The organism is Enterococcus raffinosus (assembly GCF_001886185.1).
Lineage (GTDB): Bacteria > Bacillota > Bacilli > Lactobacillales > Enterococcaceae > Enterococcus_A > Enterococcus_A raffinosus.
Genome location: NZ_JXLA01000001.1, coordinates 146,023 through 170,283, shown reverse-complemented (window position 1 = coordinate 170,283; position 24,261 = coordinate 146,023). Strand labels below are relative to the sequence as shown.

General features: G+C 36.7%; 21 protein-coding genes and 1 pseudogene. 9 read left to right on the top strand and 13 right to left on the bottom strand.

The genetic code is table 11. From position 1 onward, the window contains the following. Positions 1-205 precede the first annotated feature (205 nt). Positions 206-1,324 (top strand): DEAD/DEAH box helicase, encoded by a 1,119-nt coding sequence (locus RV13_RS00810; RefSeq protein WP_060789501.1) that lies wholly within the window; start codon positions 206-208, stop codon positions 1,322-1,324. A 264-nt stretch (positions 1,325-1,588) separates the two neighbouring features. Beyond that, positions 1,589-2,479 (top strand): annotated as a pseudogene (locus RV13_RS00805) (helicase C-terminal domain-containing protein); the annotation flags it as partial. 149 nt (positions 2,480-2,628) lie between these two features. On the opposite strand, the gene RV13_RS00800 reads toward RV13_RS00805, so the two are convergent. Next, a complete protein-coding gene (locus tag RV13_RS00800) occupies positions 2,629-4,521 on the bottom strand; it encodes an AAA family ATPase (RefSeq protein WP_255212366.1) in 1,893 nt (630 codons plus the stop codon). A 29-nt stretch (positions 4,522-4,550) separates the two neighbouring features. Then, complete coding sequence (locus RV13_RS21475; protein ID WP_010745203.1) at positions 4,551-4,826, bottom strand: AAA family ATPase; 276 nt, start codon at positions 4,824-4,826, stop codon at positions 4,551-4,553. A 402-nt stretch (positions 4,827-5,228) separates the two neighbouring features. Here RV13_RS21475 and RV13_RS00795 point away from each other — a divergent pair, with 402 nt between their 5' ends. Both RV13_RS00795 and RV13_RS20920 read left to right on the top strand, forming a co-directional pair. Continuing rightward, positions 5,229-5,504 carry a CD3324 family protein gene (locus tag RV13_RS00795; RefSeq protein ID WP_010745202.1) on the top strand — a complete coding sequence of 92 codons (276 nt, stop codon included), beginning with the start codon at positions 5,229-5,231 and terminating at the stop codon, positions 5,502-5,504. Between the two features lie 161 nt (positions 5,505-5,665). After that, the gene (locus RV13_RS20920; protein ID WP_167325162.1) at positions 5,666-5,818 is read left to right on the top strand and encodes a hypothetical protein; all 153 of its coding nucleotides are present in this window, start codon (positions 5,666-5,668) and stop codon (positions 5,816-5,818) included. Between the two features lie 102 nt (positions 5,819-5,920). Here RV13_RS20920 and RV13_RS00790 read toward each other — a convergent pair whose 3' ends face one another. After that, on the bottom strand, positions 5,921-6,781 hold the full coding sequence (locus tag RV13_RS00790) for a VOC family protein (RefSeq protein ID WP_010745201.1): 861 nt from the start codon (positions 6,779-6,781) through the stop codon (positions 5,921-5,923). A 186-nt stretch (positions 6,782-6,967) separates the two neighbouring features. Here RV13_RS00790 and RV13_RS00785 point away from each other — a divergent pair, with 186 nt between their 5' ends. Then, the gene (locus RV13_RS00785; protein WP_010745200.1) at positions 6,968-7,855 is read left to right on the top strand and encodes a VOC family protein; all 888 of its coding nucleotides are present in this window, start codon (positions 6,968-6,970) and stop codon (positions 7,853-7,855) included. Positions 7,856-8,121: 266 nt separating this feature from the next. Further along, positions 8,122-8,757 (top strand): TetR/AcrR family transcriptional regulator, encoded by a 636-nt coding sequence (locus tag RV13_RS00780; protein ID WP_010745199.1) that lies wholly within the window; start codon positions 8,122-8,124, stop codon positions 8,755-8,757. 57 nt (positions 8,758-8,814) lie between these two features. Here the strand turns inward: RV13_RS00780 and RV13_RS00775 are convergent, their stop codons facing one another. From RV13_RS00775 to RV13_RS00745, 6 genes are all read right to left on the bottom strand, one after another. After that, a complete protein-coding gene (locus RV13_RS00775) occupies positions 8,815-10,830 on the bottom strand; it encodes a MucBP domain-containing protein (protein ID WP_060789502.1) in 2,016 nt (671 codons plus the stop codon). 17 nt (positions 10,831-10,847) lie between these two features. Further along, positions 10,848-11,600, bottom strand: coding sequence for a winged helix-turn-helix domain-containing protein (locus RV13_RS00770; RefSeq protein WP_010745196.1), 753 nt, complete (start codon positions 11,598-11,600; stop codon positions 10,848-10,850). Positions 11,601-12,367: 767 nt separating this feature from the next. Continuing rightward, positions 12,368-12,931: a helix-turn-helix domain-containing protein gene (locus tag RV13_RS00760; protein ID WP_010745195.1), complete on the bottom strand. Its 564-nt coding sequence runs from the start codon at positions 12,929-12,931 to the stop codon at positions 12,368-12,370. 254 nt (positions 12,932-13,185) lie between these two features. Further along, a complete protein-coding gene (locus tag RV13_RS00755) occupies positions 13,186-13,647 on the bottom strand; it encodes an S-ribosylhomocysteine lyase (protein ID WP_010745194.1) in 462 nt (153 codons plus the stop codon). Position 13,648: 1 nt separating this feature from the next. Then, positions 13,649-14,305 (bottom strand): class I SAM-dependent methyltransferase, encoded by a 657-nt coding sequence (locus tag RV13_RS00750; RefSeq protein ID WP_010745193.1) that lies wholly within the window; start codon positions 14,303-14,305, stop codon positions 13,649-13,651. Between the two features lie 179 nt (positions 14,306-14,484). After that, entirely contained in the window at positions 14,485-15,417 is a 933-nt protein-coding gene (locus RV13_RS00745) for a PLP-dependent cysteine synthase family protein (protein ID WP_010745192.1), read from the bottom strand. 618 nt (positions 15,418-16,035) lie between these two features. Here RV13_RS00745 and RV13_RS00740 point away from each other — a divergent pair. Further along, positions 16,036-16,728 carry a helix-turn-helix transcriptional regulator gene (locus RV13_RS00740; RefSeq protein ID WP_010745191.1) on the top strand — a complete coding sequence of 231 codons (693 nt, stop codon included), beginning with the start codon at positions 16,036-16,038 and terminating at the stop codon, positions 16,726-16,728. On the opposite strand, the gene RV13_RS00735 is transcribed toward RV13_RS00740, so the two are convergent. The 3 genes from RV13_RS00735 to RV13_RS00725 form a co-directional block, all read right to left on the bottom strand. Further along, on the bottom strand, positions 16,715-17,908 hold the full coding sequence (locus RV13_RS00735; protein WP_060789503.1) for a hypothetical protein: 1,194 nt from the start codon (positions 17,906-17,908) through the stop codon (positions 16,715-16,717). The genes RV13_RS00740 and RV13_RS00735 overlap by 14 nt on opposite strands. Then, entirely contained in the window at positions 17,902-18,846 is a 945-nt protein-coding gene (locus RV13_RS00730) for a protein kinase domain-containing protein (RefSeq protein ID WP_010745189.1), read from the bottom strand. Before RV13_RS00730 ends, RV13_RS00735 begins: the two co-directional genes overlap by 7 nt. Positions 18,847-19,067: 221 nt before the next feature. After that, a complete protein-coding gene (locus RV13_RS00725) occupies positions 19,068-20,018 on the bottom strand; it encodes a bZIP transcription factor (RefSeq protein WP_010745188.1) in 951 nt (316 codons plus the stop codon). A gap of 416 nt (positions 20,019-20,434) precedes the next feature. On the opposite strand from RV13_RS00725, the gene RV13_RS00720 reads away from it, so the two are divergent. Continuing rightward, positions 20,435-21,898, top strand: coding sequence for a serine hydrolase domain-containing protein (locus tag RV13_RS00720; protein WP_010745187.1), 1,464 nt, complete (start codon positions 20,435-20,437; stop codon positions 21,896-21,898). A 337-nt stretch (positions 21,899-22,235) separates the two neighbouring features. On the opposite strand, the gene RV13_RS00715 is transcribed toward RV13_RS00720, so the two are convergent. After that, on the bottom strand, positions 22,236-22,835 hold the full coding sequence (locus tag RV13_RS00715) for a DUF6287 domain-containing protein (RefSeq protein ID WP_010745186.1): 600 nt from the start codon (positions 22,833-22,835) through the stop codon (positions 22,236-22,238). A 419-nt stretch (positions 22,836-23,254) separates the two neighbouring features. Here RV13_RS00715 and RV13_RS00710 point away from each other — a divergent pair, with 419 nt between their 5' ends. Then, complete coding sequence (locus RV13_RS00710; RefSeq protein ID WP_010745185.1) at positions 23,255-23,971, top strand: hypothetical protein; 717 nt, start codon at positions 23,255-23,257, stop codon at positions 23,969-23,971. Positions 23,972-24,261: the final 290 nt, after the last annotated feature.

Here is a 24,261-nt window from a genome sequence, read left to right as displayed (position 1 = left end):
AGTTTCCCACCAAAAACCCCGCCAAGAATTTTCTTAGCGGGGGTATTTTTGTAAGAATAATCTTTTAGTAAAAGAAACCTAACTCATCTTTATCATTTAAGATATCCATTCAATTATCATTCATACTCAAAATATGAACGTCAGTTCTTTTTATGATATAATAGACTTGTATTATAACTTTTTTTGTTAAGGAGGATTCATTTTTTTGAAAGATATCACGTCAGAAGTTCTTACCTGCTTTGAAGATGAAATACCGCTTATTTTTAAAAATGGAGCTAGCGTTCGGCAACATCAAGTCCAAATGGCTTTGGATGTAGCTGATTTCCTATTTAACTCAAAAAAACAAATTATGTTTTTAGAAGCTCCTGTGGGAACAGGAAAATCATTAGGAGTACTGGTTCCATGTTCTATCTACTCTAGAGAAAAAAAGAACAGTATATTATATGCGACTTCTACAATTAATCTTCAACATCAAATATTTGATGTTGACTCTACTACATTAGAAAAATTGAAACTAATTGATCCTAAAAAAAAATTATTAGCACAAGGTAAATCCAACTATACCTGTAGGAGTTGTTTTTTTGAGAATTTACATAAGTTTAGTAGGAAAGAACAAGATCAAATCCTCAGATTTTTTAAAAAAAGTAAATTTGGTCTACTTTCTGAATTAGAAGAACTGTATCCTGAAATAGACCAGAAAAAACATAAATATTTGTCAATGGATAGACTTAGTGAAAGATGCTTCGACTTACAATGTCCTAGCCATAACCACAGAAGTGAATATAAAAAAAACTATCAACTTGTCATCACCAACCATAACCAATTAAATCAGTCATATGCTAATGAAAGAAAAGGATTTTCTCCTATTGTTAATTTCAAAGAGAATGTTTTGATAATCGACGAAGCCCACTCATTCAAAGAAAATTTTCTTTCAAGTATCGAAGAGACATATTCTCTAAAAAAATTGTATAAATTGAAAATTCATAAAAAGAAAAAACAATATTTCAATATTCTGAAAAAACTATCAAAAATATATTCAAACTATATTGATGAAAATGTCGACAGTTCTTCATTGCGATACAAAATAAAAAGCGATGATAAATTTTTGCTACAACAATTATTGGACATATTAAATGATAATTTGATTGCCTTCACACTTAAAACGAATTATCCAGTGGATGTCGTTGAGTCGATGAGTACGGCTTCGGATTTTCTATCAATTTTTTTAAAAAGTAATAGGCACAAGAATTGGATACAATTTGACAATGGAGATTTATCCTTACATATTGTAGACTTCAATTTTAATAGACAATTTCAAGAATAAATTTCATACTTGGCATCTTACTCAAAAATTATTTTTATGTCTGGTACATTAACAACGCAAGATCATGAATCTGATATAAATGTGGACTGGAATTTAAGAACTGGAAAGTATGTATACAAAAACTATCCCAGCATCTTTTCATTAGATAAGCAAACTATAGTTTACATTCCCAAAGACTATCCTAATCCTAATGATCCTCAACATCTTATTAAAGTTCAAAACGAACTACCTGAAATGATCAGTTTTTTTTAAGGTGGGACTTTAGTTCTCTGTACATCTAACAAATATGTTAATCGCCTATCTGACCAGTTAAGGGACTCTGGTCAGATTAAAGAAAACATCTATGTTCAAGGAGAAAAAAGCACCCAGTACTTAAGTAATAGTTTCAGAAAAGATATCAACAGCATATTAATAGGTTCTGGAAGTTTCTTTGCTGGATTTTCTATTGAAGGGAAATCATTGAATAAGTTATTTTTACCTAAACTTCCCTATCCTGTTCCGGAAGACCCATATATAGAGCTCATTTCTCAAGGTTATGAAAAAAAAGAATTATACAAAGTTTTTTATCAGCCTATGATGCTAATGAAACTTGAGCAAGGTCTTGGTAGACTAATTAGAAGTAAAAATGATTTTGGAATCATCACAATCTTTGATTCTAGAGTACATTCAAAACCAGAAGTAAAAACTTTTATTGAACATTTAGGCTATAAGATCACATCTGATATTTCAGAAGTAAAGAAATTTTCTGATACTACAATACGAACTAAAAAAAATATTAACTCAATCGCCTATGATAAGAAAAAATTAGACCTTCCCATAATTACTATTCATTCTAAGAAGAGCGTTACAGTTGGAAAAATGGGAATTATACATGCCAATCATAATTCAACTAAAAGTGATGATGAAAATGAATTACAACAATGGTTGAGAAAATTTGTAGCTGATCACAAAAAAGATACGACTTTTTCAAATCCTAGAATTATATATAAAAATCAAACTACTCCTGTCAAGGTTTGCCAAGCAGCAATAAATTTCTGCCAAAAAAAGGGAATAGACTATAAAATAGTAGCAGAAACTTTTCCTAATTATAATGAGAATCTTGCTCGATTGAGACCCACTGTATCAGGTCCCGTAATAACTGAAACAAAAGAATAATATTTGTTTTTTAATGCTGTTTCTAGTATCCCTCTGAAATACCTTTCTTATAGCAAAACATAATTTTTCGATAAAAAGGATTGAATACACCCCCCTGCAAAGCTTTTTCTTAGCAGGGGGGTGTTTAGAAAAATACTATATTAAGTTTTCTAAATTTTAGTCTTCATCATCATTTCATAATGTGTTTTATGTCCTAATCTTTCAAATATTAATTTGAATATTCTCTTATAATTATCAATATTCTCCTCATCAAAAGTAATAACAAAATCATCACTTATGAAATGTGAACCATCATTAATACAAGATACTAAAGCTTTACACACAATTTTATCGTTACCATCAAATTCGTCTATGCATTTCTCATAATCCATATCACCAATAATCTTAAAATAGTATTCTAAAATTCTCCTCATGGTATTGAATGCGGTCATTGTTGACGTTTTACCCTCTGCTAATTCTCTCCATAGTAACTGATAAGTTGATTCAATCGGATTTTTATCATATTCTAAAAAAGTAGTAACATTATCTTTTTTTCTCACTATTCCAAATAAAACTTCTTTCGATGAGAATTCTTTTCCACTTCCCAAAAATGTAACTTCTTTATGAAAATAAACATTATGTGTGAGTATAAAGGTTTGGATAATTCCGTTTATATTGTTACGGCAATCTTTCAATAAATTTTTCACTAGGGTACTTACAATAAATAAAACATTGCTATCCAAACTGGATATGGGATCATCAATAACAATTATTTTATCTGAAGTAATTCCCGTTTTTTCTTGACTACCATATATTAAGTAATAAAAATAAAGAAAGGTAATAAAATTATACTCTCCTTCACTTAAAGTACCTTTAGCATTTGTACCATCCTCTCTCAATATTAGATAAGTTCCTTTTTGTTGCTTGTTTTCTTCAAGATAAAACCCTTTAAAATCAAACCTTTCAAGTATTTTGTTTATTTCGGTAACAGTCGGAGCTACGCTAGTTAACAGTTCTTCTATATCTTCCATCTGTTTCTTATTTTCAGTAATCTCTATATTTAAAGTCACTATTTTATTACTAACAGAATCTATAGCTTTTTTCTTACCATTAAAAAAAACAGAATAAGCTTTCAGATCTTCTTCCAACTCAGAAACGATATAAAACCAAAGTAACTCACTACAATTTTTTTGCTCTCGATTTTTATTCTTTACAATTTCATTATTAGTTATAATTGATTCATTAAACGAATCAATTATAGTCGCAATTTTTTCCAGCCGATACTCAAAGCTTTCTAAAGAAATTTTACTAGAAGGTGAGTCTTTTTTTCTCTCTAATTCCTCCGCATTTAACTTAAACAAACTATTAAATAATTGATATTCTGGTTCCAGTCTTGAAACGTCTATAAAAGAAATATCTGTTTCCAAAATATTCTTTAAATCACCTAAAATTTCATTATAATGTTCGACATATTTATTAATAAAGCTATTCAATGATTGACAATCTAATTCATAGGTTTCATCAAAATAGTTTCTTATTTCTTGTTGCAATTCCTCCGTCATTTCTTGTTGGCAAAATGGACATTGATTTGCATTAGTATCTATATAATCAATTCCTTGTCTCACCCAATCACTGTTTTTTAATACGTCTATTACCAGACCTACTGGTGAATCCTTACTCCCTGTGATAACCTTCTGAAGTAAATCGGATTGTTCAAATTTCAGACTTTCAGATATATTAATGGTAGGAAAAGTTGAGTGAATAGCACTATCGTCAGAATAAGCCATGTCATACTTAGATTTTAATTCATCCAACTTCACAACTGCTTTTTTGTCCCAATCCATATAAGTTGAAATACATTTTTCAAAAAACTTTTTTTTACTATTTCTATATCCTACCAAAGCATTACTAAAACTCTCTCCAATTGATTGTTGTAATTTCCAACTTTTTTCCAAAACAACATTTTTTTGATCCTCGATCTCATTGTCAAATTTCTTTATTGTATCGTTTTTAGTATCAATCGAATTTTGTTTATTTTGATTATCATTTCTTAGCAGTTCCAACTTTTCTTGTGCTTCAATAGAATCTTGTCCTAAAGTGAAAATCCCCTTTTGAAAATCCCCTTTAAATTTTCAGATTGTTGAAAGTTTTCTTCAACAAATTTTTTGTTATAACATAAAACGCTTACACCTCTATCGCTATTTTTTTTTATTAAGCAATCATCCGATACTAATTGATTACCAAGCAATTTGGAAATAGTTGTCTTACCACTTCCATTACTTCCATAAATAAAATTTAACTTCTTGGGTTTAAACTCAACAGGATTTAAATACGTCGCAACATTGTGAACTCTTACGCTATCTATCAAACTATTACCTCCTTATATAAAAAAGTCGTTTTTACATCTTCTAAACTATTTTCTTTATTCTCTTCCCACCAATTTATATAATCAGTTGTTTGCACATTTTTCACCGCCATTTTTATTCAATTATACTTACTTAAGAAAAACAACTCAATAAAGATATGGAATGAAGTAGAAGTATAGGAAACATCAAAAAAATTATAAAACACAGATTGATTTTGATGAATAATCTCCCGTTTATTAAATGATAGCCTATTTTATAAACCCCAATATGCTAAAATAAACCTAGTACCAGAAAGGAGCATTATGATGGGAGTAATTATTATTAAAGCCTAGCAAAAGCTTGGCAGGAATGCTTGAAGAGCTTTTGCTGAATCCTAAATTTTATTATTCTTAGGAGGACAAAAGATGGCTTATCAAAACGCATTCGAACTTCTACCAGAGGAAATCGTAAAAGAGATCCAAAAATATGTTAATGGTACGATCCTTTATATCCCAAAGAAGCCACAGGAGCGCTTACCTTGGGGCAGCAAAACCGCGAGTAAAGACATGCTGCGGCAAAGAAACCAGCAAATCTATCAGGAACATCTGATGGGAAAAAGTACGCGCGAGCTTGCTGATAGCTATTATCTGGATATCAAAAGTATCCAACGGATCATTCGTACAATCAGAAAACAATGTTGAGAAAGAGCTTTTTGCAGGCTCTTTCTTTTTTTATAGAAAAGGGTGTTCCTCCGTCTGCGCTTCTCTCCTTTATACTAAAGATAGTACAATGAGAGGATTTGATTCAGATGAAATGAATGGCTGACTGCTAGCTGCGATTTTTGCTGAAAGGAGGAGCGCTCATGACTAATCAAAAAGTGAAGCTGGAGGACCTTCTTCATGAAAAGAAAAAGAGGGCCTTTGAACATTCCAAACAACACTCAAAAAATAAAGTGACGGGAAAGAAAAGTATCCCTCATACACAAAACAGACGAGGCCGCCCATTATCGAAATAATTGGCACAAAATAGAATAATACAAATAAAACCCTAGACACTGATTCTCCAGTACCTATGGTTTTATTTGTGTGTATTAACTTTCCACTAAAAGATAGAGCGTCTATTTCTCAAACTTTATCGTGATTCCATTTGGATCAACGACTACCAAACTGCCGTCTTCGTTCTTTGTATATTCTAGCTTGTTTTTCCAATGCTCTTCCAAGCGATCCAGCTCAGCTTGATTGGGTACGGAGAAGCTGAAATACTCTAAGCCCAAGTCTTGCTCTGTCATCGCTGGAATATTTTTTCCTAACCAGACATTGGAGCCGATATGGTGATGGTAATCACCGGTAGCGAAAAATTTGGCTTGATTGCCGAAATTGTTTTTTAGGGACAAACCTAAAGCTTCGGTGAAGAATTTTTCTGTTTGTATCAGATCCGCCACTTTTAGATGAACGTGTCCAACCGTTGTTCCAATGGGAAATCCTGTCCATGTGCCGTCGCCAGCCGCAATCACTGCTTCTGCATCCATTTCGAGAGTCACACCGACGATCTCACCATCCGCACGAATGTCCCAGTCACTTTGCGGTTTGTCATAATACACTTCGATCCCATTTCCTTCTGGGTCGTTTAGATAGAGCGCTTCGCTATAGCCGTGATCACCAGCACCGATCAAAGGAGCCTTCTCCTTCAAATAGTGCAGCAAGGCATTTCCTAAAGCTTTTCGATTTGGCAGTAAAAAGGCTACATGATACAAGCCTGTTTTAGGGGTCAAAGGCAGTGGCGCCTCCACCTTATGTAGCTCTAATAATAGAGTCGCTCCAACACCTAAGGTACTTTGACTAGCACTTTGTTCGATCACCTGCAACCCGATCACCTCTTGATAAAAATTAGTCATTTTTTCTAAATTTACTACTTTTAAAGCGACACGTCCAATGTGAGCGGCTGCGCTTAATTGAAAGGTCGGGATAATAACTGTCATAATAAAAACCTCCTGAATAAGTATCTCCTTATCAACTTCTTACGCTCACCTTAACACCTTACTATTAGTAAGTGAAGTTTCATGCCTAGCTTTAGATTGATTGGTTAGTCATTGGAGTCGCTTCACTTGCGGAATAGTCCTTTACCAAATATACTTATCAAAAGTAAGCAAAAAGAAGGTGCCGCAATGTCCGCTTTTCACCACATCTCATTACTAACCAAAGATCGAAGCGAGAATGTCCGCTTTTATACAGAAGTTCTAGGACTGCGCTTTGTTAAGAATACCGTCAATCAGGAGAATCATCGCATGCTGCATTATTATTATGGAGATTATCAAGGTTCGCCTGGCAGTGTCGTGACCTTTTTTGTGGTGCCGCATCTGGGGCACCGCTATGACAACCAACAATTTATCTCAACGATTGGGTTGAAGCTTCCGAAGAATAGTCTGGCTTTTTGGCAAGAGCGCTTGGCCCGTTATCATGTGGCTTATACCGTCAGTGATCGCCAGCTGCGCTTCGTGGATGCCGATGATGTATCGATTGTTTTGACACAAACGGATTTGCCGCCATTAGAGGTGGACCATCAGGTTAAAAATGAGGTTCCAGTTGATAAACAGATTTTGGGTTTAAATTCTAGTCAGCTCCATGTTCGTGAACCAAAAGCGACGAGTGAATTTTTCGAAGCTTTTCTGAGCTGGCAGACGTTTGACCAGCGCATCCAGTTGAATGACACGGACTTTCTTGAGATTTTGCCTACGACCACAGATGAGGCGAGTCGGATGGGACGAGGCAGTGTGGATCACATTGCCTTTGCGGTTGATGATGAAGCAGCATTAGATGAACTTTATCGCAGAGCTGAAAAGCAAGGCTGGCAGATCGAAAAGATGATCTCCCGCGGCTACTTCAAAAGTCTATATATTCGGGAACCTGGGGGAAATCGGATGGAGTTCGCTACTGTGTCCCCTGGCTTTACGATTGATGAACCCTTGGAAACTTTAGGAGAGAACTTTGTACTGCCGCCGTTTTTGGCGGATCAACGTGCAGAAATTGAAGCTAATCTTTATCCAGATAGATAACAAATAAACGCGTGGGAATGCTCGGATTTCCTGCGCGTTTTTACGTTCTTATTTGTGAAGGAATTCCTTATAAATAGCTGATAAAATCAAATAATTCCATAATTCCCCTCCTTCACTCCCCATTGACAAGCCAAAAAATTATTAGTATATATGATATTAAACGCATCCGCTTCTTTGTATTCACGACATCAATGTTAACTCATCATTGAAATTACAAATACCGATTGACCAAATTAATTTTAATTATAATATTTTTCACAACGCTCTTGAAGGAGGAACTAACCATAAATAATACAAAAGAACGAATATGGCACGAGGCCTTAACGCTCTTTTCTGAACATGGTTTTGATGGCGTATCTGTAAAAGAAATCGCTCATGCGGTGGGGATCAAGGACAGCTCACTGTATAACCATTATAGAAGCAAACAGGAGATTTTCGATACGATTCTCGTTGAGGTAGCAAAGATTCTAAAGGCAGCAAACAATACTTACGCTTTGCCATTAACAGTAGATGCAGCAGACATGTACGTCGATACACCAATCGAAGAGCTGACAGAAATGTATGTAGATGCCTTCAAATACTACTTAAAGGATGATACCGCCTCTAAATTCAGGAAACTGCTGATCACAGAGCAGCATACCAATCAATACGCTGGCGACCTGTACAATGAATTATTCTTCGAAACACCTATGAAGCATCTGACAGCTCTTTTTACCGATTTGATTCAACAAGGTGTTTTTATTCAAACGGATCCCTATACGACCGCGATGCACTTTTACGCTCCGCTGAATTTTCTCATTCGTCGCTGCGACATTCAGCCTGAGTTGGAGCAGCAAAACATCGCACACTTAAAAAATCATATCAAACAGTTCGACCAGATTTATCGTGTGAAACCAAAATAAAAAATCAGAGGAAGCTTCGACCCGTTCGTCGGAACTTCTCCTGATTTTTTTACATTCTTACGCTTTCTTTCTTTTCCAAACAACTACACCGCTTCCTAAAGCAAGGATTGATACGATCCCTGCTAAAGTTAATACACGAGAAACTGTTGTCTCTTCTCCTGTATTTGGTAGGGCTTTCGCTGCGGTACCATTACTATAGCTGGTGTGGACTGAATGAATCACTGTATTTCCAGTTGGTGAACTTGGATCATCCGTCGCAGCAGAGTTTTTCTTCGTATAGATGTAGACTACTGATTGTGGCGTCTCTGTGAATTTTCCTTCTGGTGTTCCCTGAACTTCCTTGAAGGTGTAGCCGTCAATTTTCTTTTGCTCTGTTTTGTAGCTATCTCCTATTGTACCCGTTAGAACGACCTCATCGACAAGCTTGTTGCCTTTTTCATCTTGGTATTTTGCAATTACCGTTGACTTCTTGCTTGCAGCTTGTGTGTAAACATAGGTCACTGTTTGCGCTTCGGTTGTGAACTGCCCCTTTGGATTCCCTCGTACTTCTTTGAAATTATAACCAGTAATTTTCTTTTGTTCAGAAGAATAGGTTTCTCCAACCTTTCCTGTTAAGGTTACTGTGTCAGCGAGTGATTTCCCGGCCTCATCTTGATAATGAACGGTCACACTGGATGTATTGGCCGCGTTTTTCGTATACACGTAGATCACTGTCTGTGGCTGAGGGGTAAATGGCCCGGTTGGACTTCCCTGCACCTCTTTAAAGGTGTAGCCTGTAATCGTTTTTTGCTCAGAGGTATAATTTTCACCGATATTTCCGCTCAGTTTCTCATCATTAGCGAGCGTCTTCCCGTTTGTATCTTGGTATTTGACAGTGACATCTGCTGCTGGTACTGGTGATTTTGTATAGATATAGGTCACCGTCTGCGGCTGGTCGGTAAATGGCCCAGTCGGGTTTCCCTGTACTTCTTTAAAGGTGTAGCCTGTAATCGTTTTTTTTTCAGAGGTGTAATTTTCACCGATATTTCCGCTCAGTATTTCGTCATCAGCGAGTGTTTCACCTTCCTCATCCTGATACTTTACTGTCACGTCTGCTCCTGGTTGGAATCTTACAATAGGAATCAACGCGTTGAGACTGTACAGATCATAATTGAGCGCTCTTGTATTGGCATTATTTGATAGACGTGTCGGAATACGCGCAAAATCAATATAAACATAAGCAGCCTCTTCCGGTATATTCTCGAATTCCATTCCTTCATCTGTATAATCGAAGAACGGATAGTCAATGTATTCTTTGTTCTCATCTAAATACTGAACCGTAGTCGGCATTGTAGTAGCCACTGATGAAAGCAGCGAGTTTCCTCGGAAGTCTTTCAGAGCATCCTGTGTATACAAAACTTTTCCTGTATGGTCTTTTTCCACTTTTAAATCAGGCAGGACTAATTGAGTCTGCGTGACAAATTCCGCATAATTTGTATCCGTCAACGCTTCTGATTGGATCCCAATCGCAGAAAAGTCTGCCATGTCTTTTGAAAAAATCCGAAGGGAGTCCGCGGGATTCATACGATGGATGTCTTCACCCAGACCAATAAGCTCACTGGTCGGCACACCCTCTCCATACCTTTTACCGATGTCTAATTGACTGACTCTGCCTGTCGTTTCCAGTTTTTTCAAAACGTTCGGCATCACATATACCAAGGAGCGATCCGCCACCTTAATCGTCGGAACATTTTTTGCGATGACATAGGTACTATCAAAGGTCAGTAGCTCCCCCGCATATTCAAGACCTGTAAAATCAACGACCGTATCTTCTGGAATATCTAACGTATATTGATCGAATGTCAGCATATCTAGATTAGCCATCGCCTCTTTGGTTATCTCCTCTGGATTGATTCCACCTAAATAATAAGCCACAGCCTTTCGCAAATTCGGATCGGGCATCCATGTCTCCACCGACTCACTTCGCGCTGTGCTTCCACTTTCTTCGGCAAAGACCGTGGCTGGAAGAATTCCCCAAAGAATGATATTGCAGCAAAACAACCCAACAAACAGCTTCATCCCTAACTTTTTCATGCGTTCACTCCTCTTTTTTAATTATCTACTTGTACTTCAGTCGCAACCGGACGGCTAGACATCGCCTTACAATAATTGTCGAAGTCATTATTTCTCAAAAAAGTTATCAGCGGCGCTTGTAGAAAGTATCCCTGCCCCCAACTAGAACCGAGTCCCTCTGTATCAATTCCCGCAGCCAACATTTTTAACTTTAGACGTTTGGCGATCGCTGATAAATTAGAGAACCTTGCGTGCGAAACTTCCATTTCCCACATTTTCTTACATAAAAGCTCTCTTGAAACGGTCTTGCCATTGGCTTCATACAGACACATCAAAAGCTGAAGCTCTCGTTTAGATAAGCGATTGATAAAGTTCGAATAGCTCTGATCTGAGAATGTCTCCTCCTGCTTCATTTGTGCATTACTTATAGCGGAAAAGCTGGCTCGCGCGATCTTGTCGATAATCTCAGAATCACTATCTCCGGATTCGATCCAATAATCAATCTCATTATCCAGCCAAGCAAATTCTGTTTCTGCGATCTTTCGTTTGCTTCCCATTCTGAATACTGGAACGCCGCAATCCTTTATCCTCTGTATGTATTGTGCAAGCTCCACGTTCGAAATCGTATCGCAAATAATAATTAGTGAAAAATATTGAATCACATGCGGATAGTCTTTCGCCTGATAAAACAAGCTGGAAGAACAATAAAACTCAGCATTTATACGTTCTAAAATCGTTTGAAGATTGGATTCAACCGTATGATTCTTACTCAATAACAGTATCTTTGTCATCTCTTGGTTCCTCCTTATTTCCTTTTACTGACTATGTAACTCGCCAAACTTATTTTTGATTTACTTTCAAATTAAAAGTTAACCAATTAATAAACTAGCAACCACTAGTTTATTAATATATACTAGCAAACTACCGCTTTGTCAAGATTATTTTTGCTTAAAAATCACTTATAAATATAATAAATATTAAAAATACATTTTATTCTTTCTTTTTTGAATATATAATTAAAGTTATCTAACTGTCGAAATTTACTTAAGTAGTTCTATTGCTACATTTATCGACGAAAACAAGTGGAAAACCTCATTCCACCAAAAAAAGGACCAGCAAATTATGCTAGTCCTTTCCTCGTTGTTTTACAGTACATCAAAAACTTCGACGTTGAATCCCTCATGCTTATTATCTGACGAAAACCAACTATCCTTCCATTTAGATAGGCTTCTTTCAAATTTTGTTCGTTCCTCATACGCTTCTCGAGATTCATAATAGATATCTAAAACGATATAGACATCGTCACTCGCTGGCCTTAGAAACCTTTGTTAGCTTCCGACTGAAACGCCAGATCATTCCTAGACTGAGCAAACTTGTCCATTAATTCCGGTAGATCTTCCTTTTTCGTTTGATAGGTGAAGACAACCTTAATCATCCAATGATCGCCCTTTTTGCTACTGGTGGGATGATCTTCCGCAGCCGCAAAAATGAAAAACAATACGACACAATAAAAAAAGCGCCGCGAACCTGCTGGTAAACAGATCCACAGAGCTCATAGTTATCCAAGAAAGATCATCACTTCGATCGCTACAAAGATCCCAATCAGCAGAACTTTTCCTAACGGATGGTAAGGATTGATCGCCCAGCCTACACCGAAAGATTTCGGTATGACCAATGGCGCCTGCATTCCGCTAACCGCATCGCTTTTTGGAATGACCACAAAATAGCGCACGATTGAAAAAATAAATACGATACCTACGACTAGCATGCCCCAGACTTTTTGATTCGAAATTTCTGGTAATCGGCTGATCAAAAAGGCCGATCCCACCGTCAGCAGCAATACTCCCACAAATACCCCATCAAAGATTTTTCTCCGCTTAGTGCGTTTGAGAAGCTCCGCGTCCTTCTTCATTTTATCCATCAATTGTTCGTCCCCTTTCAACAGTTCGTCTAAAGAGATGTGGTAATAATCACTGATGGAAATAATCATCGGAATATCTGGAAAGTTCCGTCCAACCTCCCAATTTGAAATAGTCTGGCGCGATACATGAAGATGCTCCGCCACCTCCTGTTGGGTCAATCCCAATGACATTCGTTGTTCTTTTAATTTTTCTCCCAGCAATGATCCATCCCCCTAAATCGACTTTAACTATTGAAACGATAAGTTACAAGCAAGTTACCAAAGCTCTGGCAAAAAGGCAAGCTCGAATGGCAAGCATCGTTATTATACCAACGATTTAGCGAGAAGGAAATCAAATTATTGTTGAAAGAAAATAACATGATACAAATGATTCTTTCTATCTATTAATCCCGTTAAATTCAAAAAAAAGCCGACCAAAATCTCAGTCAGCTTCCAAAAAATATTTCTTTTACTGATTAATCCGCAAAGATGATGCTCCACTCGTCACGTTGACTCAAGAATTCTTTTGCCAACTCTTGCGCACCTTCTAACGTATGATTCGCTGCCCAGCCGCATTGCACCGGATTGCTGGCTGGAACTTCTGTCGCCTGCAAGACATCCTTCATCGTCAGTTCCACCACATCCATGATCTCTTCGATATTGTCATGGTTTAGAACTGTCAGATAAAATCCTGTTTGGCAGCCCATCGGCGACCAGTCCACGATATAGTCCGCATGATTACGGATCAATTCAGCGGTCAAATGCTCCAGTGAATGCAGCGCCGCCATGTCCATATAAGCTTGGTTCGGTTGTTTCAAGCGAACATCGTATTTCACGATCAGATCGCCATTCGCTCCTGTTTTCTTATCCGCCACACGGATATAGGGCGCCTTTACCTTTGTGTGATCCAAATTAAAGCTCTCAACGTTCATTTTCATCTTATTCTGCCTCCATTATTTTTTCTGCGACGACTAGCCAAACAAAGCGATTCATCTGTCGATACCTTGTTTGAAAACCGTTCACTTGAAAGTATTCTTCTAGCTCACTAATCACGGGATAATACTCCCGTTCTAAATCTGCCGCCAAGCTGTCTCTGCCCGCCGCCTTTTCCTCTGCCAAAATCTTGTCGTAAGTCTTCTGTGACAAGAACATCGTATCGCCAAAGATGATCTTGCCCCTAGGAGCTAACAGCTCACTGTAACGTTGGATCGCTCCCTCTTTCTCCTTCGAAGTCAAATGGTGAAAGACCAAGTTTGAAACGATCGTATCCACTGGCTCTGACGGCATGGGAAAATCTTCCATATCTCCTGGGAAAAATTCCGTTTCCTGTAATCCTGGCTTTTCCACTGCGATCCGCCGCATTTCTGGTGATGGTTCTATTGGATAAACCGTTTTTCCAGCAGCTACCAATTTCTCAGTTAAGTTTCCTGTTCCGCTGCCGAACTCTAGCACGGTATCTCCTGAAAGGGCGGCGATCTCATCAAGTATCTGCCAATAATTCGCGAATACTTCTTGGTATTCAAGATTGCCGCCGTTCACTTCCTCATCATAATCCAGTGCCCACTCCTCAAAGATCGGCATGAATTCCAATCCCATCTGCGACACCTCTCTTTCTACTAATTCTTTAGATGCTGTATATCCTTAATAGTCCTCAGGCTAAATTAGCCACACCTCCAGAGCCCTCCGCCATAGTAAAATTCAATAATTCTAAATGCTGCGCATCTATTTTTTGCCAACTCATAATAGCCATAAGTTGGCAAATTGAAACAATGATCTTAGTAATCCGTCCGAGAATAGATTTCCTTTGACAGATAACGATCCCCCGCATCAGGGAAAATCGTCACAACCTGACTCCCCGCAGGCAGCTTGGCAATCTCCGCTAACGCCGCTACCATCGCCGCACCAGATGAGCTGCCGATCAAGGCTCCATGCTCCTTCGCTAATTTACGCGTCATCGCAAAACCTTCCGCATCACTGATCGTCGAAAAATCGCTGACGGGTATCCCTTCAAGAAATGCAGGGATAAATTCCACACCGATCCCTTCAATCTCATGACCGTGACTCGCTCCGCCATTAAGTATCGAGCCTTCAGGTTCTACACCAATTAAGCGTACCTCTGGATTCCGTCCCAGTAAATAACGCGCCACCCCACTAAACGTACCACCACTGCCGATTCCCGCTACGAAACTCGTGATTTCATCACCAAGGTCTTCCACCAGTTCAGGTCCTAGCGTGTGGTAATACGCCTCTGGATTCGCAGGATTTTCAAATTGCAGCGGCAAATAACTGTCAGCCATCTCTTCATGAAGCTGCTTCGCCTTTGCGATCGCTCCACTGATTCCTTCAGAAGTTGGCGTGTGTACAAGCTTCGCCCCCAAAGCCCGCATCAACGCTTGCTTCTCCAAGCTGAACTTCTCAGGAACAACAAATATTGTCGGCAATCCAGCTGCCAATGCCGCAAGCGCCACGCCAATCCCCGTATTGCCAGCTGTCGGTTCAATAATTGTTGTGCCTGTGCTGATCTTGCCTTGCGCTATCCCCTCCTTGACCAAATACATACCTAACCGATCCTTGATACTGCCTCCCGGATTCAAGTATTCTAGCTTCGCATAAAGCGCTGAACCTTCAGGAATTTCTGCAAAATGCTGATGGGTGAACCGCAGCATCGGGGTATCCCCGATCGCCGCCTGAATAGAATCTATGATCATTGTTATGCTCCTATCTCGTATTAAGGTATTTATTTTGGAACTCGAAAAAATCCAATGCAGAATTTTGGGTAACAAAAAAAGGCACTGACTATTAATCAGCACCTTGAGATTCCGCTAGATTGACACCAAAAATCCCTCTTCAAAAGGAATATCAGTATCTATACAAATCGAAAATTGGGCAGTTAATAGGCATGACAAAACGGTATGCTGCTTTTTAGCACCATACAACAACAGCAAGCTTCAGTTGCGAATTGTTTGCTGAATGTCATGACTCTACCTCCAAAAAAATTTATAACTCATATAATGTTTTAAAAAAATTACCATAGATAGTAGTTGATGTCAAAGGAAAGGGTCATTCGGTTTTAAGCAGGGAAAACTATCAGTACTGATTTCAATAACTGAAATGTATTTAATTGGATTCACAGCTTAAATAGATAATCACCTTTCTGTTTTATAAAAATTTGATCCTAAACATACTAACTCAAGCAATAGTACACCTATCGTTAATATTGACAATTTTTCTTTTACTTAAGTCATTATTTTTTTTGAATGTTCTAGTTTGTGTTACCTTTTATATGATAAAATTTCTTTGACACTAAAAAGATTGGAGGATACTTGATGTTTTCATCTGAGCTTGAATTGCAAAAATGTTTTCATAAACAATTACTTGAACAAGCAACAAACAATGAAAAAATTGTTGATGAATTTAATGCCCGTTTTGGAAATGTTGATATTGTTAAAGTTACAAATAACAGCAGATTACTCCTTTCTAAAGAACAAGCAAATTTATTATCTGAATTTAGATACGCTCGAATTGTTTCACTTTTACATAAAAAAGCAGTTAGAACGTTAGAGTTTATTAAAAACGCCAGCGGCTATGATATTAACAGTGTTAAGTACACCCTAAAAAGACTGATAAATGCTGAAATTATTGTTGAAGTTTCTTCAGGAAGATATCTAATTAATGATAATTTTTCATTTCCGTTTATTGAATTCACCTCCTACGAAGCGAAACTTTCTGATTGGAAAAAAGCGATCACTCAAGCAAATAACAACAAAAGGTTCTCTGCTTATTCGTATGTTGTTTTTCCTGATGAAATGGCCCAGAAACTATTTTTGAAAAAGAATGATTATTTTAAATATAATAATATCGGTTTAATAGGTGTTTCTGAGAAAAATTTCAAAATATATTTGGATATAAAAAAGAAAGTTTCTCCTTTGAAAAGAAATGCCACACTCATCTCCAGCATTGCAAAATTTGTACTACTTGAAACTGACGACAAAGAAAAGAAGCTAACTATAGAAAGTTAGCTTCTTTTACATTTCTAATGGCTTTTGAATATTGTTTTATATGATCCCCGTTAATTGGATACGTATTGTGAGGCAGATTATTAAATTTCTTTATATTAATCTTGGCTGTTTCTAGTAATTCCAGAATCTTGTCAGTTTTTTCAACTACATCGGGATACGAATCAATCAATTTTATATATTTATGCATCTCTTCAAAATGTTGTAAATAGCAATCATTACTATTAATTTCATCTATCTCTAGCCCAGACATTAATTCGTTATCAATGAAACAATCATTCAAAATGAGTGAATGACTAGGAGAACCAACATTATAAATAGCTTCTTGTAACGGAACTTCAGAAAAAACTTTTATCGATGTATATCTCTTTTTTTGAATTCCAAATGACTTCTCTGGCGGTAATCCTTTCTGGATTCTATTAAACTTCCTCAAAGAATAAAACCAACCTGTCCCCACAAAATCAGCTCCTACCGAAGAGTATAACAATCCCTCAACGCTAGTAAATCCAACAATCACCGTTAACCCCATTAACTTAAGATCATGAATAAATTGAAGAATATTTGTTAAGCTTTTGACATCAAACCTATGCCTTAATGGACTCATCTCATTTCGATCTACAGTGAAGTACACTCCCTTTACTGATCCTGATAAATCTCCTAAATCATCAAGAAAATCACCAATGTAATCATAGTTAGAAAATGCTTTTTCTGAAATAACCATCGTTGCAAATAATGGTTTCGTTAATCCTTCACTCTCAATAAAAGAAACACTTTTCTGCCATATCTCAATTATTCTCTCAATAATACGATGTCCAAAATCCTCTACATAAAAAGTAGGTGTACAGATATAATCCAGAGCCACTAAGTGTTGAAAATCAAAATTATTGAATACTAAGTCATCAAGATTTTTTTGTTGCTTCAAAAAAGTTCGATCTAAAGGAGCTGTAGGAAACTGAACATAATCCTTTAATTTCTTTTTATCAGATTTATCAAATTGCTGATAATATTGTTTAAATTCCATCATATGGAGCAACCAATCATATTTTTCGTTTTCTTGAATATATTGATTGATTTTTTTAGGTCTTAGGTCTCTGGGATCCCAAATGACTCCTTCACAGAATCCGCTAGCTAAAATTTTTTCTAATTTGGGGCCCGCTGCTGGCCCCTGTTGTATCATTAACATCTGTCAATCCCTCCTTTATATTTTAGTAATTTGTTTTGCAACTCTTCTATTGAATTAGCTCTCCGATATATTCGTTCAGAAGAAAGTCTATTAATAATAGTGCGAAAGAAATCGACAGACTCCTTAGAATCATCTTTTTCCTTCCATTTTTTGAAAACAAGATTCATATCCTTTAGATTAGGACCATTTTGATTCCTAAACTCAGGTAAAAACATTTCTATTGCCAATAAGCCCAATGGATATAAGTCAGTTTTAAAAGTCCAATTATAATTTGATTGAATACCTTGCTGCTCTGGAGCCCAATACCTAGGCGTCCCGACAACAAATCCTGTTCTAGTAATTGCTTCATCGTTAGCAGATTTTGCTAGACCTGGATCAATAAACTTTACTTCATCACCATGAACAATTACATTATTTGGCTTAATATCTCTATGGACGTATGTAGTTGACCACATTTCATCAATTAGTCCCAACGCTTTATATAAAAAAACAGCAATTTCTTCAATACTATTTTCTTCTCTATAATACTTTGAAGTATTTAATGTTTCTCCTTCTACTAATTCTTCAAAGTAATACTTATAAAAATGATCCTCCATTGAATAATCTTCAATTTTTTCTGTAATTATCATCTTAGGAAAAATAGAGCACTCTTTAGAAGCATTTACTTCACGTTCAATATACAATGTATAAAGTTGATTCTCTTCATTTTTTTGTAATTCAAATTCATCTGGATCTATATGGTGATCGAATTCTGCTTGATTAATCGAATCATACGGAGTAACATTATAAATCTTCAATATAAAAGATGACTCGTCCGTGTAAATTTTGAAAACTGCTTTTTGTCCACTTTTAGGAAATGAAGATATCGACGCATTCCTAATTTCATGCCTATCCAAAATTTTTTCGATATCTGACCTAGTAACATCCCGTTTTTCCATCCTTATCCTCCCATTCTATAAACAACAAACATAATGACCGCATCTACAACTGCTCACTCTACTAATAAAATACGCATTTCCGTTATAATTACTAAGATAACTTTCTCTATTTTGAATGCAGCACCAAACGAGATATATCCCTAATGCTTTTTTATTGCCCAACAAAATGAAATCATTCAAACAGGCTTACCCCGTTAAGAAAAATCCTAACGGGGTATATATCACTTAGTAAAAACCATATTATAAACACCAAATGCTGAACCACTGTCAGAAAGTTCCAATTTTAGTGTTTTTACGTCTGTAATATCATATTCATAATGTGTCGACGTTACGTCTGCTTTGACGGTCTCTTGATACTTGTTCTCTCCGTTAAGACTTACTTTTAACTTCCCATCTTCTAGCGACCCTTTTGACTCGTCAACTTTTCCTATATCGAATGCTACTTTAGTAAACTTTTGATTCGTATTCAATAATGCTACGCTATCGTAGAACAAAGAACTCTCAAAAACAAATCCATCCTTAATAAGCTCTCCACCCACATGGTATTCTTCTTCTGGTTCTTTTAAAGATTCATAATGTTCTCCACCATATAACATACTGTATTGATCAGACAATAATTGCTTCGTCACTTTCTGATCAGATTCAGAGCCGATATACACAGTTTTTGAGTCCTCATCAAAATTCGCATCCTCGCCAACTAGATTTTTAACGATATCTTCGTTGTAGTAGGTGGAACCATTTACACTTGCTACTGTGTTATTTCCATCCTTAATGGGCAATCCATCTGATACCAAAGCAACCTTACTTAATTCAGCAAAGTTTTTCTTGCTCAAATCCTTATTTTTTTCCGACAGCTTACTTTGCTCCTGCGTTTGATCGGCAATAGTTTTTTTCAGTTCATCATTTTCTTTTTTTAATTCATTTACTTCTTCAATTTTATCCTCATATCCCGGAAAATATACCGCCGTTCTATCGTCAGGCAGTATGTACGGTAATGCAGCTGGAAGAATAGCAACATATGCCACAAGAAGCGGTAAAAATTCTTTTATAACATTTGATGCAGTTTTTTCTTTTTTGTTCGCATCTTTTATATTGAATTTCCAAAATAGTACAACTGATACAACAATAATTACTAATGTAAGACCTAAAATAAAAACTAATCCCTTATTCAAAACAAACTCCCCTTATCACATTTTATAACACGTGTTTCTTATTTTATAATTTAACATTAATTAGCATATTCCTCAATAACAGTTTCAACAAAAGGAAAATACAATCATATTTTTCAGATTAAACTATTGATAAAAGAACACTATATAAAATGAAACAATTAATTCTTACTGATCGCTAACGGTTGAAAAATACCTATTATTGGTTTCGTCGCGACCCTTAACGGTGTTGGTTGATAAAAATGCTTCAATTTTAAATCATCCTTCAAAAGTTAGACCAATTTCTAATCATACTCCTCAAGAAAACATCGCCACAATGAAAGAAAACGTAAAAAAATAATTTTTCATCTTACAACTTACGTCTGATGTACTCAGAATTTCTTAATCGTACAATGAAAGAAAGACTAAAAGGAGGTTCTATGAAAAAATTAAAAAGTGTAATGGGTTTATTCACACTATTGTTGGTCGTTTTTTCTGCGACGATTTCTTCCATTTCGGCATCCGCGGCAACGGAGCAAGAGGAAATTTCCAGCATGATACAAGAGCATGTCGACAAGGCTAAAATACCAAGTGTATCTACGGGGATGATACGTGGTGATAACGTATCCTTTCTTTCAAAAGGAAGCCAGACTGCGGATCAAAATACGCTATACACTATTGGTTCCACTTCAAAAGCCTTCACAGCCTTAAGTATTTTATGGTTAGAAGATGAAGGCCTGCTTTCACTTGATGACTCAGTCGCGAAGCATCTGCCTTGGTTCAAAGTGAAGTATGATGGGAAGAACGTCCCTGATGAAGATCTTTCAATTGCGAACCTAGTCTATCAAACCAGCGGATTCACAAATGATGAAAGCAAATTCCCCACAGCCAAAGCTGAAATGACGCTTGAGGAATACGGGCATACCTTCGCGGGAGCGGAATTAGTATCTTATCCTTCCGATCAATACGCTTATGCCAATGCGAACTATGTGCTTTTAGGGTTGCTCATTGAAACGATTACTGGGAAAAGCTATGCGGAATTTACAAAGGAAGTCATTTTCGAACCATTAGGATTGCAAAGTACTTCTGCTGATCCTGAAAAGATAACGAAAAAAGATGCGATCATACAAGGAAGTCGTCTATCCTTTTTTATGACGCACCCTTACGAAGTAGCGATCAAGCCTGCATTGATTCCGACTGGCTACATTATTTCTAGTACAAAGGATATTAGTCGATGGCTGCAAATCCAATTAGGCACGATAGAAGTAGAACCACAGATGAAACGCCTCATCACTAAATCACACCAGCCCGATAAAGCCCATCGAGTGGATGAAGAGACACGTTATGCCGCAGGTTGGTTCGTAGTAGATGATGGGACGATTCAACATTCGGGCGGAACACCAAATTATTCTACAAACTTTATCATCAAACCGGATGCAAATATTGGCGTCTGTGTTTTGACGAATACCAACGCGACGGTAAATACAAATATGATGGCTGAGAATATCATTAACATCATGGATGGAGACCCTATCTCGCCTTATAAGCCAGATATCTGGGTAACGATGGACAAGATTTTTTCCATCATGACCTTCGTCTGTGTTCCATTATTAATCGGCACACTAGTTATGATTTTCCGCATCAAAAAACAATCCTGCACGGGCATTCGAATCAAAAAAGTTCAAAAGAAACGAATCACCAAATTTATCGTTTTGCCAGTAGTTCTGCTGATATTAGCGATCGCTATGCTGATCGTCTTTCCAATAACATTTAGCAGCGGTTGGCTCGCATTAAGCACGTGGGCTCCTTACAGTATGTATACTGGTATTGGTGCCTTCACAGTATTATCTGGATTACTCATTGCCGCAGCATATATGGTAAGTATTTATCCAAAAAATCAATGAACGAAGCGAGTAGGAGATGAATGAGTTTTTCATCTCCTACTCACATCTAAATATTGTCTTATTTGGACATAATTAGAGATAATTTTATAGTTGGACAATGTCACCCGAGAAAACGGATAGATGAAACAATCTCATCTATTGAAATGAAAAACAATAAACATGCAAAAAAGAACAAGTACTATTAAAAAAAAGTATTACAAAACGTTAAACTACATTTTGACAGCCTATAACCGCAAACTTCAGTTGTATTTTTTTACTGAAAGTTATAACTATACCTCCAAAAATGTTTTAGAACTTGGATCGTTCAAAAGAGTTCCTCTAAAAATAAGTAACATACCTATTTTTCTCTGTAATATGCCGTATCAGGAATACCGCCATTTTCTTTGGGAGCAAACAATGATGTTCCGCCGTTGTTTCCCATAATAAATCGATCGTAATTTAAGTCCGTCCCATCTGTACTAAGCCCTTCAGATGGGCTAGTCCCTTTTAACGCAAGCATTATTTCCATTCCATTTGGAGCGGGTGCCGGTTCAAAAGCTAAAAAGATTACATTGCTTTGTTTTCGTGGATTACTCAACGAGAATTCGGTTCGTCCCCCAATCCCTTCACCAGACAAAGTAACCACACCATTATTAAAAGTTACTTGATACCCATTGGAATTTTTCCAAGTTCCGTTTAATGAAGTATAATCACTATTCAATATATCAGCTTCTACTAGTCCAGCTTCATTGTCTTGTGCCTTTGAGGTATCGGCAGTAGAAATCGGTTCGCTTACTGATGTTGAATTAGTCACGGTGCTGCTTGCAGAAGTCTCCATCACTGTACTAGAACTTACTTGTTTACTTGAAGTATCTGCGGTTTTTGTCGAATCACTTGTGCATCCTGTCAAAACTATTCCCATAAATGATGCAATCAACAAAAATTTTAAATATTTCATTTCTTTCCTCCTCATTATTTATAAACGTTTATTTACTATCTATTATTTTACCATAATCTTTATTGCTAATTTGTTTAACCATCTTTTCGGAAAACTCCCCTGCTGACAGCCTACCCTCAAAAAAATAGTGCGTTATTTTAAATTTTATTTACTCCTATTACCTCTAATAAATTTATCAAAATTACTCACCTTAATTCACGAAAAAAATTCTTTTTTATCTTCTTTTTTGAATAAAATTCATGATTTCAGAAGAAAATCATCTATTACCAAATATTTAACTTCTTTTTTCTTTTACTGTTATTGATTGTTTTTTTATTTGCCTGTTGTTTTTACTTACTTTTTAAAAGTTATAATTCACTTTGTTTTCTACCTGAGTTATATTTTTAGTATAGAAATATTATTTATTAAGGAGGATTTTTATGGACAATTTTGAGTATTTAGATGACAAACTGTGGTCACCCTTGTGGGAACATTATTTAGCGAAAGCAAGCCTTTTTGATTCATCCGCCATTCATGAGATTATTTGCATTCTCTCCCTGCCGGAAAGATCCGGCGTCTTAGTCTTTACTGAAGATGAAGTTTTTTTCAGTGACAGCAGTGCGTTAAAAACGTTGCATCGCTTTTCCACGTTCCATTCCTTTTCGGACTACCATGTCTTAGCGCATTCTTTAAAAAAACTCGGTCATTTTGGAACCTATAAAATGCCTTGGGTTTGCCCCTTCTTTACGCTTTTTCCTTTAGAAAGTAAAGACCATACAATCTGGATCAATCCGCTTACCATTTCAAAAGTTTTTAAACATCATGGACAACACTATGTACAAATGATCAATGATCTGATCCTGATTCTTCCTGTTCATCGACGACGCTTCGTTACCCATGCAGAGACCGCTTGTCTAGTCCTAGCAACCATTCGTCGCGGTGTTTTTCATTACGTGATTCATGGGGAATGTCCTCTAGATTACTTATTTTTCCCCAACACTCCTTTTGCGCGTACATTAAGCAAAAAAGAGCGTCTAAAAAAATTCCGCACAGCAATTGGCGAGATCAATCGCCTCTACCAAATCACTTATTCTCTTTATCATTGCAGTCCATTGATGGATGATACGCAAGAATTTGGCGATATCCAGTGGCTTTAATCTTAGTTATTGATATACAAAGAGCTGATCCTTCATTAACGAAGTGGTCAGCTCTCTTTGCGTTCTTATCAGTTTTATAAGCCTTTTATTATAATCAAAAATACCTTCTCTATCAAATTGCAAATTAACACTTCTCCCCCCGAATTAACCGTTTTTGAACGGTGGAATGCGGGTTCCAGCTTACAAAACGGTCAATTTGGGGTACATTTGGTCAATTTGCGATTCGCCTTTCTTTTTGAAATCCTTTATCTTTTAGTCACCGGCCGGAACAAATGAAAACATGGAGGAAT

Excerpts from the sequence above, each read along its gene's own strand:
- RV13_RS00795 (WP_010745202.1), top strand. The coding sequence starts at position 5,229 with ATGGCTTATCAAAACGCATTCGAACTTCTACCAGAGGAAATCGTAAAA.
- RV13_RS20920 (WP_167325162.1), top strand. The coding sequence starts at position 5,666 with ATGACTAATCAAAAAGTGAAGCTGGAGGACCTTCTTCATGAAAAGAAA.
- RV13_RS00790 (WP_010745201.1), bottom strand. The coding sequence starts at position 6,781 with ATGACAGTTATTATCCCGACCTTTCAATTAAGCGCAGCCGCTCACATT.
- RV13_RS00785 (WP_010745200.1), top strand. The coding sequence starts at position 6,968 with ATGTCCGCTTTTCACCACATCTCATTACTAACCAAAGATCGAAGCGAG.
- RV13_RS00775 (WP_060789502.1), bottom strand. The coding sequence starts at position 10,830 with ATGAAAAAGTTAGGGATGAAGCTGTTTGTTGGGTTGTTTTGCTGCAAT.
- RV13_RS00770 (WP_010745196.1), bottom strand. The coding sequence starts at position 11,600 with ATGACAAAGATACTGTTATTGAGTAAGAATCATACGGTTGAATCCAAT.
- RV13_RS00755 (WP_010745194.1), bottom strand. The coding sequence starts at position 13,647 with ATGAAAATGAACGTTGAGAGCTTTAATTTGGATCACACAAAGGTAAAG.
- RV13_RS00750 (WP_010745193.1), bottom strand. The coding sequence starts at position 14,305 with ATGGGATTGGAATTCATGCCGATCTTTGAGGAGTGGGCACTGGATTAT.
- RV13_RS00745 (WP_010745192.1), bottom strand. The coding sequence starts at position 15,417 with ATGATCATAGATTCTATTCAGGCGGCGATCGGGGATACCCCGATGCTG.
- RV13_RS00740 (WP_010745191.1), top strand. The coding sequence starts at position 16,036 with ATGTTTTCATCTGAGCTTGAATTGCAAAAATGTTTTCATAAACAATTA.
- RV13_RS00735 (WP_060789503.1), bottom strand. The coding sequence starts at position 17,908 with ATGTTAATGATACAACAGGGGCCAGCAGCGGGCCCCAAATTAGAAAAA.
- RV13_RS00730 (WP_010745189.1), bottom strand. The coding sequence starts at position 18,846 with ATGGAAAAACGGGATGTTACTAGGTCAGATATCGAAAAAATTTTGGAT.
- RV13_RS00720 (WP_010745187.1), top strand. The coding sequence starts at position 20,435 with ATGAAAAAATTAAAAAGTGTAATGGGTTTATTCACACTATTGTTGGTC.
- RV13_RS00715 (WP_010745186.1), bottom strand. The coding sequence starts at position 22,835 with ATGAAATATTTAAAATTTTTGTTGATTGCATCATTTATGGGAATAGTT.
- RV13_RS00710 (WP_010745185.1), top strand. The coding sequence starts at position 23,255 with ATGGACAATTTTGAGTATTTAGATGACAAACTGTGGTCACCCTTGTGG.